Annotated in this window: 15 protein-coding genes and 2 pseudogenes; 12 read left to right on the forward strand and 5 right to left on the reverse strand. The window is 47.4% G+C overall.

What is annotated here, in order from left to right:
* Together RID09_RS04015 and RID09_RS04020 are read left to right on the forward strand one after the other, a co-directional pair.
* Window positions 1-344: pseudogene (locus RID09_RS04015) on the forward strand (RNA-guided endonuclease IscB); the annotation flags it as partial.
* 31 nt (window positions 345-375) lie between these two features.
* The gene (locus tag RID09_RS04020; protein ID WP_446334691.1) at window positions 376-1,110 is read left to right on the forward strand and encodes a C40 family peptidase; all 735 of its coding nucleotides are present in this window, start codon (window positions 376-378) and stop codon (window positions 1,108-1,110) included.
* Window positions 1,111-1,206: 96 nt separating this feature from the next.
* Here RID09_RS04020 and RID09_RS04025 read toward each other — a convergent pair whose 3' ends face one another.
* Window positions 1,207-1,932, reverse strand: coding sequence for a response regulator (locus RID09_RS04025; protein ID WP_446334663.1), 726 nt, complete (start codon window positions 1,930-1,932; stop codon window positions 1,207-1,209).
* 349 nt (window positions 1,933-2,281) lie between these two features.
* Between RID09_RS04025 and RID09_RS04030 the strand changes: the two genes are divergently transcribed.
* Entirely contained in the window at window positions 2,282-2,905 is a 624-nt protein-coding gene (locus RID09_RS04030; protein WP_446334664.1) for a J domain-containing protein, read from the forward strand.
* Window positions 2,906-2,913: 8 nt separating this feature from the next.
* Window positions 2,914-3,186, forward strand: coding sequence for a DUF3143 domain-containing protein (locus tag RID09_RS04035; protein ID WP_446334665.1), 273 nt, complete (start codon window positions 2,914-2,916; stop codon window positions 3,184-3,186).
* Window positions 3,187-3,224: 38 nt separating this feature from the next.
* On the opposite strand, the gene RID09_RS04040 is transcribed toward RID09_RS04035, so the two are convergent.
* The 3 genes from RID09_RS04040 to lysA all read right to left on the reverse strand — a co-directional run bounded on the left by RID09_RS04040 (window position 3,225) and on the right by lysA (window position 6,527).
* Window positions 3,225-3,965, reverse strand: a complete 741-nt coding sequence (locus RID09_RS04040; RefSeq protein ID WP_446334666.1) for an isoprenyl transferase — start codon at window positions 3,963-3,965, stop codon at window positions 3,225-3,227.
* Window positions 3,966-3,985: 20 nt separating this feature from the next.
* The gene (cdaA, locus tag RID09_RS04045; protein ID WP_446334667.1) at window positions 3,986-4,909 is read right to left on the reverse strand and encodes a diadenylate cyclase CdaA; all 924 of its coding nucleotides are present in this window, start codon (window positions 4,907-4,909) and stop codon (window positions 3,986-3,988) included.
* Between the two features lie 199 nt (window positions 4,910-5,108).
* Window positions 5,109-6,527: a diaminopimelate decarboxylase gene (gene lysA / locus RID09_RS04050; RefSeq protein ID WP_446334668.1), complete on the reverse strand. Its 1,419-nt coding sequence runs from the start codon at window positions 6,525-6,527 to the stop codon at window positions 5,109-5,111.
* 76 nt (window positions 6,528-6,603) lie between these two features.
* Between lysA and rimI the strand changes: the two genes are divergently transcribed.
* The 3 genes from rimI (at window position 6,604) to RID09_RS04065 (ending at window position 10,505) form a co-directional block, all read left to right on the forward strand.
* Window positions 6,604-7,239: a ribosomal protein S18-alanine N-acetyltransferase gene (rimI, locus tag RID09_RS04055; RefSeq protein WP_446334692.1), complete on the forward strand. Its 636-nt coding sequence runs from the start codon at window positions 6,604-6,606 to the stop codon at window positions 7,237-7,239.
* A gap of 256 nt (window positions 7,240-7,495) precedes the next feature.
* Complete coding sequence (locus tag RID09_RS04060) at window positions 7,496-9,970, forward strand: ATP-dependent Clp protease ATP-binding subunit (RefSeq protein WP_446334669.1); 2,475 nt, start codon at window positions 7,496-7,498, stop codon at window positions 9,968-9,970.
* A 136-nt stretch (window positions 9,971-10,106) separates the two neighbouring features.
* Complete coding sequence (locus tag RID09_RS04065; RefSeq protein ID WP_446334670.1) at window positions 10,107-10,505, forward strand: ExbD/TolR family protein; 399 nt, start codon at window positions 10,107-10,109, stop codon at window positions 10,503-10,505.
* A gap of 960 nt (window positions 10,506-11,465) precedes the next feature.
* On the opposite strand, the pseudogene RID09_RS04070 reads toward RID09_RS04065, so the two are convergent.
* Window positions 11,466-11,957 (reverse strand): annotated as a pseudogene (locus tag RID09_RS04070) (CIS tube protein); the annotation flags it as partial.
* Window positions 11,958-12,340: 383 nt separating this feature from the next.
* Between RID09_RS04070 and RID09_RS04075 the strand changes: the two are divergent.
* The 5 genes from RID09_RS04075 to RID09_RS04095 all read left to right on the forward strand — a co-directional run bounded on the left by RID09_RS04075 (window position 12,341) and on the right by RID09_RS04095 (window position 16,005).
* Window positions 12,341-12,517, forward strand: coding sequence for a hypothetical protein (locus RID09_RS04075; protein WP_446334671.1), 177 nt, complete (start codon window positions 12,341-12,343; stop codon window positions 12,515-12,517).
* A gap of 3 nt (window positions 12,518-12,520) precedes the next feature.
* Window positions 12,521-12,775: a hypothetical protein gene (locus tag RID09_RS04080; protein ID WP_446334672.1), complete on the forward strand. Its 255-nt coding sequence runs from the start codon at window positions 12,521-12,523 to the stop codon at window positions 12,773-12,775.
* Between the two features lie 66 nt (window positions 12,776-12,841).
* Window positions 12,842-14,563 carry a phage tail sheath family protein gene (locus RID09_RS04085; RefSeq protein ID WP_446334673.1) on the forward strand — a complete coding sequence of 574 codons (1,722 nt, stop codon included), beginning with the start codon at window positions 12,842-12,844 and terminating at the stop codon, window positions 14,561-14,563.
* 404 nt (window positions 14,564-14,967) lie between these two features.
* Window positions 14,968-15,456, forward strand: coding sequence for a phage tail protein (locus tag RID09_RS04090; RefSeq protein ID WP_446334674.1), 489 nt, complete (start codon window positions 14,968-14,970; stop codon window positions 15,454-15,456).
* A 60-nt stretch (window positions 15,457-15,516) separates the two neighbouring features.
* A complete protein-coding gene (locus tag RID09_RS04095) occupies window positions 15,517-16,005 on the forward strand; it encodes a phage tail protein (protein ID WP_446334675.1) in 489 nt (162 codons plus the stop codon).
* Window positions 16,006-16,053: the final 48 nt, after the last annotated feature.

Here is a 16,053-nt window from a genome sequence, read left to right on the forward strand (position 1 = left end):
CTAAGTATCGTGACAAAAGAGACGGAGAAATCCGCTCTGGTAGCGAGTTATCTTCTGGTCGTCGAACCAGAAATACAAATCTCAACGATGAAAACTTAAGGCAGCATCGGGGTCATAAGGTGAGTGCTGGACGCCGTTCCATTAAGAAGAAACGGTATCTCTACAAGCAACATGACTTCGTTCTGTTTGAGGGACGTATTTATCCTGTTGTCGGAGTCCAAAATTTGGGAACTCGCCTCAGCTTAAAACCAGAACCCGAATGTAAGAGTAAGTACAAAACGGCGGCAATCAACAAAGTTAAACCTTTAAAAAGAAGAGGAGGAATCTGTGAGCAACAAGCATAACTTGGAGAATTCGGGGCATTTAACCCCACAAATTCTCCCGCCATTCCTCTCGACGCCGACAAGCGCGGTACGGCGCGAGGCTCCTGGCGGTTTAGCTGAATTAAAACATGGTGAGTACCGTTGCCGTGTTAATTTAGACCTTTATGATTCTCCCACTTGTGCTAGTTTAGCGACTCAAGCGGCGGCTGGACGGTATTTGCAATCGGTATTATCCACAGCGAGGGAGCAGGCTATACAGGTGCGGCTATGTGAGGATGGGTATGGAGCCTGGTTACGAGTTGAAGATATCACTCAACTGGAAATCGCCCCTCAACCCTATCACGCGATCGCACTCTCGCGCACTCAAATCCAAGAACGACTTCCGGCGGTTATTGCGTTTACGAAGAACGCGATGCAACAGTCTAATTATTACCTCTGGGGGGGGACAGTTGGACCTAATTACGATTGTTCAGGATTGATGCAAACAGCGTTTGCGGCGTCGGGAATTTGGTTACCGAGAGATTCCTATCAGCAGCAGGCGTTTACTCAATCAATTCCTTTGGTGGAATTAGATGCGGGTGATTTGGTTTTCTTTGGCACACCTGAGAAAATTAATCATCTGGGTCTTTTTTTAGGTGATGGCTATTATATTCACAGTTCGGGGAAAGAACAAGGTCGTAATGGTATTGGGATTGATCGGCTTTCGGAGCTGGGGGATAAAGTTAGTCAAACGTATTATCAGCAGTTTAGGGGAGCAGGGCGGGTCGTTGTCAGTTATTGCCCGTGATATGATTATTTTTTTTAACGCTCCCTGTCCGTAGTAAGCACTTTAGTTTTTAAAAGTAAAGCATTAAGGCACTTTAGTGCCTACTACAAACTACGACTAACTTAATTCCCAATCTAGGCAAAATTCTCCAGGGCGTCCCCAGGGATGGACGGCACAGTTAATTCCATCTGTGCCATGATAATACTGACAAAGTTTACAGGGTTGAGATTGTTCTAGTTTTTCCTGTAAACTATCCCAGTTTTTTTCAGCCATTAAGCGGTAATGATTGGCGAGGAGGTGTTCCGGTTCAATTATCAAGGCTTGCTTGAAAGCCGCCAAAGCCTTTTCATAGAGTTTAATAATTTCGGAACCATACTCTGTCCACGGTTGGACGCGACATTCATAGAGTTGAATTATCTTGAAAATTAGAATACCATAGTCTGTCCAAGCATGAGCAGAAGCCGTTTGCGGTTCTTTTTTCGTATCGAGCAATACTCGTTTCAGGGTATCCAATAATTCTCTCGGTTGCCAAGGTTTACCGACATACGCCTCGGCATGTTTGATACCGTAGGAAAGGGCTAAATGCTGTCCTTTTCCGGTTAGAAGAACTACAGGAATATTCTGGGTGTGGGGATTTGCCTTGATTAGACGACAAACCCTATAGCCGTCAATCCGGGGAATGATCAGATCTAATAGCACTAAATCGGGAGAATTGTTCTGAATTTGCCGGAGTGCTTCTACACCATCACTGGCTTGAATGACATTCCACCCACTCCACGTTAACTGCTGAGAAACGCATTCCCGCTGGCTGAGAGAATCTTCAACAACTAAAACGGTATTCATTAATGACAACCTGCTGACTGGGGGAAGGCTTTCGTGCGACTAGCGCAGATTAAACTAAGTGTACCCATTTCTCCTATATTTCTGATCACCCTTCACAAATTTGCAGTTTCAGCAGGCGATCGCTCTGGCTTGCCTCTTGGTGTGATTACCACTTTATTTGACAATTCAGCCAAGATACAGAAAAAAACAAATTAACTCGTAGGGGCGGGTTTTACTATTACCTGTTGCCAGAAACCCCTCAATTCAATAAACCCGCCCAGCCCCTACGACGAAACCAAACTCCCCCATCTGCTCACCAAGCCAGAGCGATCGCGTAAAATGTTAAAAACCGTTTGTTATACCAGCTAGGATGGCTCAAGACTGGGTAAAACAGAAGACTAGGACGAGCAAACAGCTACAACCCATAACCTATTATGGGATTCTGGGGGTACACCCCAGTGCATCTGCTCTAGATATCCGTCGTGCCTATCGGGAACTGAGTAAACGTTACCACCCCGATACCACCGACTTACCAAAAGCAACGGCAAAGACTAAGTTCCAACAGCTCAATGAAGCTTATGGGACTCTGAGTAATCCAGAACGGCGAATCCTGTATGATCAAACTATTCGCTATTCTCGCGTCAACGTCATTCAACCTCCACCCGGATTGAACCGTCCCGTCGTGCGATCGCGAGTTGATCACTCATCCTCTGCCTACCTTGACCCCACTGACCGTCCTCTCTCCCCTGGCGAGTTATTTGCCCTATTTATTTTAGGCATAACCTTCGTGGGATGCTTGCTCCTGGCAATTGTGATTGGGTTAACCCGAGGAGACAATGCTTTTCAAGTTTCTGGGATATCTCTATCCAGTCGAGTCACCACTCCACCGATAACTCAATTACAACCAATCCCTCTATCTCCCCCTCCTAACCAACATTTCTCCCCATCTAATTCACCGTCAAGCCCTGTTGTTTTTCCATCTCTCAATCTATAAAAACGTCTATGGTACTTCCTTCCGCTGACACCCCCCTCTATAACCATCCCCTTCCTGAAATCGAAAATTGGCTCCGTTCACAAGGATGTCAACAAGATAACAATGAACTCAATTGCTGGCGTGTGGAACGACCAACTTGGAAAGCCGAACTCTGTCTAGAAGTTGAGGAATTAGCCGTGCGCTACATTAATGCAGCAGAAGGACGACGTGACATTTTGCGCTCTTTCAAGTATTCCCTAAGTCGTGAAGATGTAGAAGCAGCGGTTTTCTCTGGTCCATGAACGACCCATAGATTGTAGAGACGTAGCCTGCTACGTCTCTACAATTTACCAAATCGCCGATCTCGTTTCTGATAAGCAATTAAAGCTTGATGAAACGCTTCTCGGTCAAAATCGGGCCAAAACGTGTTTGTCGTATAAAATTCAGCATAAGCCATTTGCCAGAGGAGAAAATTTGACAAACGCATCTCTCCACTCGTGCGAATCAGCAAATCTGGATCACCAATATTGGCAGTATAAAGATGGCGAGAAAACAGCGCTTCGTCAATCTCCTCCGGTTGAATCTGACCGTGCTGAACCTGAGTCGCAATTGCCCGACAAGCCTGTAAAATCTCTTCACGTCCACCGTAATTGGTCGCCACAGTAAACTGAATCCCGGTATTATTTTCAGTTTGGGTCATCGCCCGTTCAATTTGGTCTTGCAGGGATTGCGGTAATGCCGTTAAATTCCCCACAAACTGAATGCGTACATTCTCCTCCATCATCTCTTGGAGTTCTCGCATCAATACCCGCTCAAACAGTGTCATTAAAAATTCCACTTCTTCGATAGGACGCCCCCAGTTTTCTGTGGAAAAGGCATAAGCGGTTAAGGCTTGAATTCCCCAATCATCACAACAGCGCAACAACCGTTTTAAGGCATCTACTCCTCTGCGATGACCCATAATCCGAGGAATACCTCGGCGTTTTGCCCAACGACCATTACCATCCATAATCACTGCTACATGTTTGGGTAGACGTTCCTGGTCGAGGTCGCTTGGTAATTCTTTTAGTATCGTTTGCATAATAGTTGTCTAAATAATAGTCATTTCTTATTACGAGAAGTAGAGGACGGCAGACGGAGAAAACGGGAAATGATTAGCCATCCCTGAGACTTAACTTGGCGACCTAAACTGCGTAAACCGGGGGGAACTGCCTCACGGTCAACCGCTGTCGAAAATCGATCCTCTAACAGTTCTTTGAGTTTACTACTGGTTAAAGGTCGGTTGAGTCCGCCCCGTTCCGCCAATGAAATAGAACCCGTCTCCTCGGATACAACAATACAAAGGCAATTTTCCACCCGCTCAGTAATTCCCATCGCGGCTCGATGGCGCGTGCCAAGCTGTCGTGAGGCAGTTCGCTCGGATAGGGGTAAAATCACACCTGCTGCAGCTACGCGAGACCCCCGAATCAATACTGCCCCATCATGGAGTAACGTCGTCGTCTGAAAGATAGTTTGCAGCAGTTCTTTAGACAATTCAGCATTCAACTGTACCCCTGGTACAGAAAAATCTCGCTCATCAATGGTTCCATTGGTCTCCATAATCATCAATGCGCCAATCCGATTTTGAGATAATTCTTTAACCGCATCGACAATTTCATCAATCACACTATCTGGTTTAGGCATAGGGCGGCGTTGGGATTGAAACAACTGCCTAATTTCTCCCCGCCCGACTTGTTCGAGAAAGCGGCGAAATTCTGACTGAAAGATGACAGCCATCGCCACAGCCGAACCAACCACCAATTTTTCTAACACAAAACTCAACAGGGTCAATCCTAGTCGATTACTGACCGCTGCCGCTAGCATCAAGACGATTAGCCCTCGAACCATCCACAAAGTACGACGCTCCCCGATAATGAGGAGAACCATATAGGTGAGGGCTAGAACCAATCCGACATCAACGCTGTGCAGCAATAAAGATTGAACCCAGCCAGAGTCAGGAAAATAACCCGACGACGACGCAGGCATTGAACTTAATTAAACGTTTAGCAACTGAGAGCTTGACTCTGGCTTGATTGTAACGAGATTAGCAGGGGAGTTGCGACAGATTCGTCATTTGTCATTCGTCCTTGGCTTCCCCAGCTCCCAGACTTAGCATGCTACGTCTCTACATGCTTCCCCAGCTTCCAGACGTAGCATGCTACGTCTCTACATGCTCCCCCATTCCTCATCCCTTATCCTGGGATACAAGTCGTTTCGGTAAATGATCCATGCGGATTAAGTCTTGATAGGTTTCTCGCTGCAAAATTAATTCAGCCGTTCCATCCTTAACTAACACCGCTGCAGGTCGAGGTACACGATTGTAGTTAGATGCCATGCTGTAATTGTATGCTCCAGTTCCCATGACGACGAGCAAATCCCCAGGTTGGGTTTCGGGTAATTGGGCATCTTTGAGTAATATATCCCCGGATTCACAATGTTTACCCGCAATTGTGACAGTTTCGGTTATTGGTGCTGACATGCGATTGGCAACCACCGGACGATAAACCGATTGATAAGTAATCGGACGTGGGTTATCGGACATCCCCCCATCGACGGCTATGTAGGTTCGCATTTGGGGGATGACCTTGCGACTGCCAATGGTATACGCCGTCACACAAGCGGGTCCAATAATTGATCGCCCCGGTTCGGATAATAGCCGGGGTAAGGGCAACTGCTGCTGCTTACAGGCATTAACCACAGCTTCACAAACCCCCTTGACCCAATTATCAATCCTGGGGGGATCATCGTCTTCGGTATAGCGAATTCCTAAACCGCCACCGACATTGAGTTCTTGAATGGATACATTGAACACAGAGGCTTTCTGGAGATAATCAACCAAAACCGCCCCGAGATCTTTGTGGGGTTGACTCTCAAAAATTTGTGACCCGATGTGAGCATGTAAACCAATGCAGTCGAGGATAGGATGGTGGCTAATGAAGGCAAAAACCTCATCTAGACTGTGGGGATCAAAACCGAACTTGCTATCCAGGTGACCGGTGCGAATGTATTCATGGGTGTGACACTCGATCCCAGGTGTGATCCGAATCATGATCCGAACCTTAGCGTTCCCAGAGGCTTTCTGTGCCAAATCCGCCAGAGTTTCTAACTCCAAGCGGTTATCGACAACAATGGTACATTGGCTCTCAATGGCGAGTTGGAGTTCAGCGATAGACTTGTTATTGCCGTGGAAATACAGCTTATCGGCTTTTACCCCAGCTTCTAGTGCGGTGTAGAGTTCACCTCCAGATACGACATCAATCCCCAAACCTTCCGATGCCGCGATCGCACAAACCGCTAAACAATTCCAGGCTTTTGAAGCATACAGCACTAAGGTATCTCCGGGATAGTAACGGGCAAAGGCATCCCGATATTGGCGGCAAGCTGTTCTTAGGGTGACTTCATCTAGAATATAAAGGGGAGAACCAAACTCCTCAACTAAACCTTTAACATCACAGCCACCAATTTCCAGGCAGTCTTGGCTGTTAACAGTGGCTGTAAGCGGCAACAGTTCCTGATTGGGCGAGCGATCATCGCCATGAAAATGGGATGATCGAAGATATCGCTGTCCAGAGTTTTGCACCTGAGTGGGGTCAGTCAATAGCATAATGTCGTTATCATCTTGAAATGGATATGGGCAGGTACACCAAAAGCGTACGTCAATTAGTGTACAATTGAGTGCTGTGACTGTCTTAGAACTAAAGCCGCTAACCACAGCACAACTGAGTGCGGCTGTTGATCTCGATCTTGTATGTTTTGGCGGGCTGTGGACGCGATCGGGCTACGAACGAGAGTTAAATAGCCCGAATAGTCAAATACTGGTTTTAGAAGCACACAACCCCTGGGATAAGCGCCCAGTGGGTTGCCATTCAGCCGTTGTTAGACCACAAAATCCACTTGGGGAGGATCTACCCACGCACTCCCCTTTAGGGAATGCCTTAGTGGGTTTAGGTTGTTACTGGTCAATTCTGGAGGAAGCGCATATTACGATTTTGGCGGTGCATCCAAACTATCAACATCAGGGACTGGGGCAATTTTTACTGTATGCCTTACTCAAGGACGCTAAACAGCGTCAGTTGGAGTGGGCAACCTTAGAGGTCAAACCCTCGAATCACGCTGCCCTGTCTCTCTACCACAAGTTTGATTTTATTCCAGCCGGACGACGCCGAGGATATTACCAAGATACGGGTGAAGATGCCCTAATTTTGTGGCGCAAGGGTTTACAACAGCCGGAATTTGAGCAAACCCTGCAAGAACGCTATGAGCAAATCGTCTCCCGCTTAACCCGTCAGGGTTGGCAACTCTTTAGTTATGTGTGATTGGTGATTTGTCATTGGTCATTTGTCACTTGTTGATTGTTCATAGAAAATTCTTCTGTCCCTAATCTCCCCCAGCTCCCCCAGCTTGCCATAGTGCCATGGCACGTCTCTACTTCCCCAGCTTCCCAAATCCCTCCCCTGAGAGAGAGGAATTTAAAGATTAATTTAGACAGGTTGTTGTATAGGAGACAGCCTGAGAAGTCTCCTATGCTAGAATCAGCGTACACGGGCACGCAACAGGTGATGGAAATACGCCATGTTTGAACGCTTTACAGAAAAAGCCATTAAGGTGATCATGCTAGCCCAGGAAGAGGCACGTCGCCTGGGGCATAATTTTGTCGGCACGGAGCAAATCCTTCTGGGTTTGATCGGGGAGGGAACTGGCGTCGCCGCCAAAGTTCTCAAGTCGATGGGTGTCAATCTTAAAGATGCCCGGATTGAAGTTGAGAAAATCATTGGTAGAGGTTCCGGCTTTGTCGCTGTGGAAATTCCCTTTACCCCTAGGGCAAAACGAGTGTTAGAATTATCACTCGAGGAAGCCCGCCAACTGGGTCATAACTATATCGGAACTGAGCATTTACTGCTGGGGTTGATCCGGGAAGGCGAAGGGGTGGCGGCACGAGTTTTGGAAAATTTGGGTGTAGACCTGACCAAAGTGAGAACTCAAGTCATCCGGATGCTGGGCGAGACGGCAGAAGTCACCAGTGGCGCATCTTCGGGTCGCACGAAAACACCAACCTTAGATGAATTTGGTAGCAATCTGACCCAAATGGCGGGTGAAGGTAAACTTGATCCGGTAGTGGGACGCGCTAAAGAAATTGAGCGCGTTATCCAAATTTTGGGACGTCGCACCAAAAATAACCCTGTATTGATAGGGGAACCTGGGGTCGGCAAAACCGCGATCGCAGAAGGATTGGCGCAGCGAATTGCCAATAACGATATCCCAGATATCTTAGAAGAAAAGCGCGTCGTTACTCTGGACATCGGGCTACTGGTGGCGGGGACGAAGTATCGGGGTGAGTTTGAAGAACGCCTCAAGAAAATCATGGATGAAATTCGTCAAGCTGCCAATGTGATTTTGGTGATTGACGAGGTTCATACCCTGATTGGTGCAGGTGCGGCTGAAGGGGCAATTGATGCCGCAAATATCCTGAAACCGGCTTTAGCCAGAGGTGAACTCCAATGTATCGGGGCGACAACCCTAGATGAGTATCGTAAACATATTGAACGGGATGCGGCATTAGAACGGCGCTTCCAACCCGTGATGGTAGGTGAACCGTCCGTTGAAGAGACGATTGAGATTTTATACGGGTTGCGCGAACGTTATGAACAGCATCACAAGCTGAAAATTTTAGATGAAGCCCTGGATGCAGCGGCAAAACTGTCAGATCGCTATATCTCAGATCGGTTTTTGCCAGATAAGGCGATTGACTTGATTGATGAAGCCGGTAGCCGCGTGCGTCTAATTAACTCCCAGCTTCCCCCAGCAGCTAAAGAGTTAGATAAGGAACTGCGACAAGTCCTCAAAGAAAAAGACGACGCCGTGCGATCGCAAGACTTTGACCGGGCGGGGGAACTGCGCGATCGGGAAATGGAAATTAAAAGCGAAATTCGCGCGATCGCTCAAAATAAAAAGACAGAAACGGGAACGGATGATTCGCCGGTTGTTGATGAGGAAGATATCGCCCACATTGTCGCATCGTGGACAGGTGTACCCGTTAGCAAGCTAACTGAATCCGAGTCTGAGAAGCTGCTGCACATGGAAGATACGCTGCACCAGCGCCTCATCGGTCAGGAAGATGCGGTGAAAGCGGTGTCTCGCGCGATTCGACGGGCAAGGGTAGGTTTGAAGAATCCCAACCGTCCCATCGCCAGCTTTGTCTTCTCAGGTCCTACCGGGGTGGGTAAAACTGAGTTAGCCAAATCCTTGGCGGCTTACTTCTTCGGATCAGAAGACGCGATGATTCGCTTGGATATGTCCGAGTACATGGAACGCCATACCGTCAGTAAGTTGATTGGTTCGCCTCCAGGCTATGTCGGCTACAACGAAGGCGGTCAACTAACTGAAGCAGTACGTCGTCGTCCCTACACGGTGGTGCTATTCGACGAAATCGAAAAAGCCCATCCTGATGTCTTTAACATGCTGCTGCAAATCCTGGAAGACGGGCGTCTTACGGATGCTAAGGGGCGGACAGTAGACTTTAAGAACACCCTATTAATCATGACCTCTAATATCGGGTCTAAGGTGATTGAAAAAGGTGGCGGTGGTTTAGGCTTTGAGTTAAGCGACAACGAAGCCGAATCCCAGTACAACCGCATCCGTTCTTTGGTCAATGAGGAACTCAAGCAGTACTTCCGTCCAGAATTCCTCAACCGTTTGGATGAGATTATTGTCTTCCGTCAGCTTAGCAAAGACGAGATCAAGGAAATCTGCGATATCCTACTGCGGGAAGTCTTCAAGCGTCTCACAGAACAGGGAATTGCCTTGGAAGTCACCGATCGCTTCAAAGAACGCTTGGTGGAAGAAGGGTACAGTCCGTCTTATGGCGCAAGACCCCTGCGTCGGGCAATCATGCGCTTGTTAGAAGACGTATTAGCAGAAGAAATCCTTTCGACTCGCCTGCAAGAAGGAGACAGCGCTATTGTCGATGTGGATGAAGAGGGCAAAGTGAAAGTTATTCCTGGAGAACCTGGGGAACAACGGGAACTTTTACCTCAAGGTGCTGAATAATCCACTCGATTGATAATTCCGATTTGGCGGTAGAGAAGGTTAGCCTTTTCTACCGTTTTTATTTGTCATTTGTTATTCCGTCGTCAGTAAACAACCTCAACTCAAGACGCGATGCAAGAAGCGTCTCTACACTACTATGCGTCTACCTGATGATTCAGAAACACCATTCCAGATTAATATTGTGCCAATGATTGATGCGATATTCGCCATCTTGGCATTTTTTATAATTTCAACTCTTTATTTAACCCGATCTGAAGGATTACCTGTTAATTTGCCGACGGCGACAACCGCAGAAAGTCAGCTACAAGACCGAATAATTACGATCACAATTCAGGAAAATAGGGCAATTTTTATTAACCGGGAACCGATTGAATTATCTCAACTTGAAGCAGGGATAGAGTCATTGGTTACGGCAAATTCTCAAGTCTTGGTGATTATTAATGCCGATGAAAATGTCCCTCATGGTCGAGTTGTTAGCGTTATGGATCGCTTACGTTTAGTCGAAGGCATTCGTTTAGCGATCGCGACTCAGTAGAGGCAATGAAATAAGCGGTTCAGCATTTACAGCGCTTTTCAAGTATAGCAGTAGACACATCGATTAGGACTTTCCTTTCCTGTTGTTCCAGACGTTCCGCTGGAACCTCTCTACCAAATGATGCTCCTACGAAGTCGGGGATCTTGCTCAGAATACTGTACCTCATCAACCTGAAATCTGCTGTAAACCTTAATGTCTATAATGAGGAAATCCTTGTAGTGCGAGCATCTTGCTCGCTACTAATACCCAATTTAATGTGTTTCATGATGTTCATTCTTCAAGTTGAGAAGCAGCTTGGGACGCCGCATCCGACGCCTGGGAAGCAGCTTGGGACGCCGCATCCGACGCCTGGGAAGCAGCTTGGGACGCCGCATCAGAAGCTTGGGAGGCAGCTTGGGATGCCGCATCAGCCGCCTGGGAAGCAGCCTGGGATGCCGTATCAGCCGCCTGGGAAGCAGCCTGGGATGCCGTATCAGCCGCCTGGGAAGCAGCATCGGAGACTTGAGAAGCCGCCTGGGAAGCAGCATCAGAGGCTTGGGACGCCGCCTGGGAAGCAGCATCAGCCGCCTGGGAAGCAGCATCGGAGACTTGAGACGTCGCCTGAGACGCCGCCTGGGATGCCGTATCAGCCGCCTGAGACGCCGCATCGGAAACTTGGGACGCCGCCTGGGAAGCAGCATCGGAGACTTGGGACGCCGCCTGAGACGCCACATTAGCTGCTTGAGAAGCCGCATCAGAGGCTTGAGAAGCAGCTTGAGAAGCAGCCTGAGAAGCCGCTTGAGAAGCCGCATCAGAGGCTTGAGAGGCAGCCTGGGATGCTGCATTAGCTGCACCCCCCAAACCTCCCGTAGTCAGTGAACTTGCCGATGGTGCTGCTTGAGGCGAGGGACTTAACGTGGGTGAACTTGCGCCAGAACCTGATTTAAGCCGAGCCTTACGACTTGACAAGCTATCTTGTTGGCGTTGACTGGCATTCGACTTAGGCGTAGACATACCCGGTTGGGATATGGACTCATCAATCTCTTCTAAAGTCAAATTAATTTTGGCGCGTACTGGTGTCCCATCTGGCAGAAACATCGTCAGATTGTAATCAAGTTTGGTTACAAAGCAGCGGATATACTTTTGAGAACCCCAGGTAAACACATAAGTTGGTGGACGTTTCTCTCGACCCGCTCCTGACTCGGCAAAATCAACCGCTTTTTGAAATGATTTGATATATTTTAGAACACTCTCCCCTCGCTCGTAGGTATCAAAAATTAGGTCATTGATGGTGAGGATGACGGGTTCAGGATAAGCAAAGTTAACTTTAGGCAATCCCCTCCCTGTCCGCGCTCCACTACTTTTAGTTAGATTAATTTGCTGATTGAATGCCAACTGGTTGGGATTAAACATGAATTCAATGGTTCCGCCACCATCAGTTGAAATCAGTTGCGCTTTGACCAGTTGTGACATGACAGGAGTCCTCTAACCGCATTTTATCTGTATTCGTGCCCCCTTGTGCCCATTAACAACTGGAATCCAGTCAATGGGTTCGGGTCGCCCTTTAGTCAAAACTCTACACGGCTTTATCCCTATTTCATCCAATCCCCAGCATTCTTACTTTTTACTTTTCTTTACAATTTTAGCTAAATTGACCTAAAAAAGTGCTAGACAACAATCATAGCCTAAAACTGGGCAACCTTCTCAAATAGGTCGCGGCAAAAATAAATATTTTTTAAGATTTCGTTTATAATTTGTAAAGATATTTTAGGTAAATTTTCGACTATAGTCTAATAATATAGCTAGGGTTAGCCTCTCTCATGACACTTATGCGTACAGCATAATCACAGACTTCTATGATCGCTCCTGTTGCCCGAACCTTGGCAAATATCTGGTCTGGGGGAAGTTCCCAGATAAACTTTGTATTGTTCCGGCGCGGTGGGGCATCCCGTGTCGTTAATAAAGCCAAGAGTCTCCTAAGCAATAGCCGGATTGTCTTGGAAGCTTACACCGAATCAAAGATTACGGTGTAAGAGATGTCACATAAGCAACAGTTGTTCTATAAGAACTTAACTGAGCTACGGCGTCATCGCTGGTTGCGACAACAAAAGGGAATGACTCCTGTACGAACACGTTCTGACATGCTATCACTGAAAGATATTATGCAGAAGTTGGCTAGCTCCAGCAGCATTCCGGAATGTATTAGGGATTTTGGCACATCCAGCGTTGTCTGCTTGTGCTCTTGTTCCTTTCAATTGGCACAGAAAACTGCCTCTGCCAACAGTGTATAGAGTTTGACACTCTAAGGTTGTTTTTCTGTTGGCTGATTTAAGTCCTAAATGGAGGATATATTACTCATGCCATTAGATTATTTTGCGCCAGGAGTCTACGTTGAAGAGGTAGACCGTGGCAGTCGCCCGATTGAGGGCATTAGTATGAGTGTCGCTGGGTTTATTGGTTTTACCGAGGATATACGCGGTGACGCCGAATTATTTAAACCCATGCTGATTACCACTTGGGATCAGTACTTGCAGTCGTTTGCCAAAGAAGGCTCCGATGGGTTCACCGACTTTGACGCCTATTTACCCTTTGCGGTTCAAGGGTGGTTCCTCAATGGTGGGGGTCGCTGCTGGGTAACCAGTATTGGCACTAAACTACCGGGTGCTGAACCGCCGCCAATCGAGCAAACGGGGACTAAGGTTTTAACATCGGGAAATCGCCCCTCGTTACAATTCATGATTAAGCCGGCTGAATCTGAATCAGAAGAAGGGGGAGCCTTAGCGCTACCCGGTGCAGATGAGCCACGGCTGCGGGTGGTGATTCAAGAAAGTACACCGAAACCCTTACCCGAAGACGCACCAGAAGATGCCGAACCCCCGTACAACACCGGTGAATTCTTTGACCTGATTGTGGCACGCGGCGAAGAGGTATTGGAACGGTATGACCACCTGACGATGAATCCAGAAGTGGATACGCAGGTAGCTGAGTATGTAGTCACCGCCGTTGAAAGTTCTGAATTTATCCAGGCGGTTGACATCTCCCAAAGCGGACAACCCTTGTCACGGCGACCCATGCAAGGAGCGTATGAGATTACGCCGCCACCGTACATTTCTCCCCCAGACAACTTTGCCCGCGATTTACAAGGACAACGGGATGACCGCACGGGGACACAGGGGATTTTTGAAATTGATGAAGTCGCCATGATTGCTTGTCCTGACTTGATGAAAGTGTATCAAGAAGGATTGATGAACTTAGAACAAGTTCACGGTGTCATGGAAATGATGCTAAGTATGTGCGAGAATTCCTTCCCAGGTCCAGCCTACCGGATGGCAGTTCTTGACGCACCTCCGGTCAAGCCGACGAAAGGAGATACCCCAGTTGCGGCGGAACAACAGAAACCTCAAGATGTCGCGGCTTGGTTAAAACTGTTTAATCGCCGTTCCATGTTTGGCGCTCTCTACTATCCCTGGATTAAAGTGGCGAACCCTCGTAATGGTGGACGACCCATTTATGTCCCCCCCAGTGGTCACATGATGGGAATTTGGTGTCGCACGGATGAAACACGGGGCGTGTTCAAAGCACCGGCTAATGAAACGCCTCGTGGTGTAACGGGTTTAGCTTATGACACCAATATGCGGGAACAAGAACTGTTAAACCCGATGGGGATTAACTGTATCCGCAATTTCGCCAATTACAACCGAGGCTATAAAGTTTGGGGCGCTCGCACCTTGGTAGAACCGGATAACGTGCAATGGCGTTATATCAGTGTCCGCCGCTTACTCAGCTACATTGAGAAATCCATTGAAATTGGTACACAGTGGGTGGTGTTCGAGCCAAATGACCAAATTCTCTGGGCTCGTGTACGCCGTACAGTCAACAATTTCTTGGAGCGGCTTTGGCGTGAGGGAGCATTGTTTGGAACTTCCCCTTCAGAATCGTTCTACGTCAAGTGCGATGGAGAAATTAACACCCATGAGACGATTATGCTGGGTCGTCTCTATGTAGAAGTGGGTGTTTGTCCAGTGCGACCGGCTGAATTTGTCATCTTCCGCATTAGTCAATGGGCACCGAATCAATAGGTTCTAAATCCTACCCAAGCAATTGCCTTGGGTAGGTATTAAAACCATGTAGGGGCGACCCGCTTGGATTAATGGAAACTCTAGAAACAGGGCGGGCGCGAGTCACATTGAGGTGCAACCGAAAAGATAGTAGTAAAACCCGCCCCTACATCGGGTCGCCCTGAATTCAGGTAAAGTAAACAACTGTAACGGAACTCGAATTTCATCGAACGCTTAACAGCACCTCACAGACCTTGACATTTTGTAATCGATCTGAGCGAAAATTCATGCTATAACAGAAGTCTCTAAATGCTAAAGTGTCTGATTATGGCTTGATGGTTTTGTCGATGCGTTAAGTTCTATATCGGCAACACATCGAAACAAGTCAAGGTTAACTATTAAGTTGAGAGTAAGGAGATAAAAATATGGCTGTCGAACTAAAAGGTCTTGCCCCTAGTAGTTTTTCCTGTGATATTGATGGCATGGGTGAACTTTCGTTTCAAAGTGTGAAAGTTCCTGATTACAAGCCGAAACTAGCGGGTGAATCCGCCGTGGTTGGTTCAATGAAAGGTGGGAAATCAGAGCGGCAGATTAACTCGGCTGGCTTTGAGGAAGTGGTCACTTTTGATTTAGTCTGCCTTTCTAGTCCAAGTCCAACCAGTTCTAGTGTAGTCATGTACAAATGGTTCAAAGCTTGCCTCCCTCCCTCCGATGGCGGTGAAGGAAAATGGGGTGAAAACAAAAAAACAGGAAGTATCTTTGCCTACAGTCATGATGATGCAATTATAGCTCAATGGGACTTCCAAGAAGCGTGGCCCTCGAAAATGAGCCTTTCCGAATTAGATGTCAACGGCAAAGATTATCTCAAAGAAACCTGGACAATAGTGTGCGAAAATTGCACCCGCGTGATGTAGGACACTTGAGGAATTTGATCATCAGCTATTTAATGAACTGAATTATCTGGGAGTTGAACCATGGCAGATATTGAATATAACACAAACGCTGCTTTCTTTTTTGATTGTGATGGAATGGAGATAGTTGTCGAAAAATGTACGATTCCTGCGATTGAAATGAAAGTGGCAGCAGGAAGCGGAGCCATCGGCTGCGGCAGAGATGGGAAAACCCAAACCCAAGCTACCCCGGGTTCAGTCGAGTATGGTTCTGCTCTTAAACTCGAATATGTGGCAGGTAACGAGGGAGATCAACAGAAAATAACCGATTGGTATAAGAAATGCCACGCGAGTTCGTTCTCCGGTGGAGCTACAGAGTCGAGGAAAAACCGAAAAACAGCATCACTGTTTATTTACGATATGAATGGTAAGATTGGGGCGCAGTACGATTTTATCGATTGCTTCCCCAGCAACCTCACCCAAACCAGTCAATTAGATGTTAGTAAGCCGGGAGAAATGGCTAAAGATACGATGGAGATTCGATTCACGAAAATGGTACGGGCAGACGTGTGATGTGAGTATTGCCACAATTCTCAATCCAGTTTCTTGAATCAACTGCCT

The organism is Coleofasciculus sp. G1-WW12-02 (assembly GCF_040219735.1).
Taxonomy (GTDB): Bacteria; Cyanobacteriota; Cyanobacteriia; order Cyanobacteriales; family Coleofasciculaceae; genus Coleofasciculus.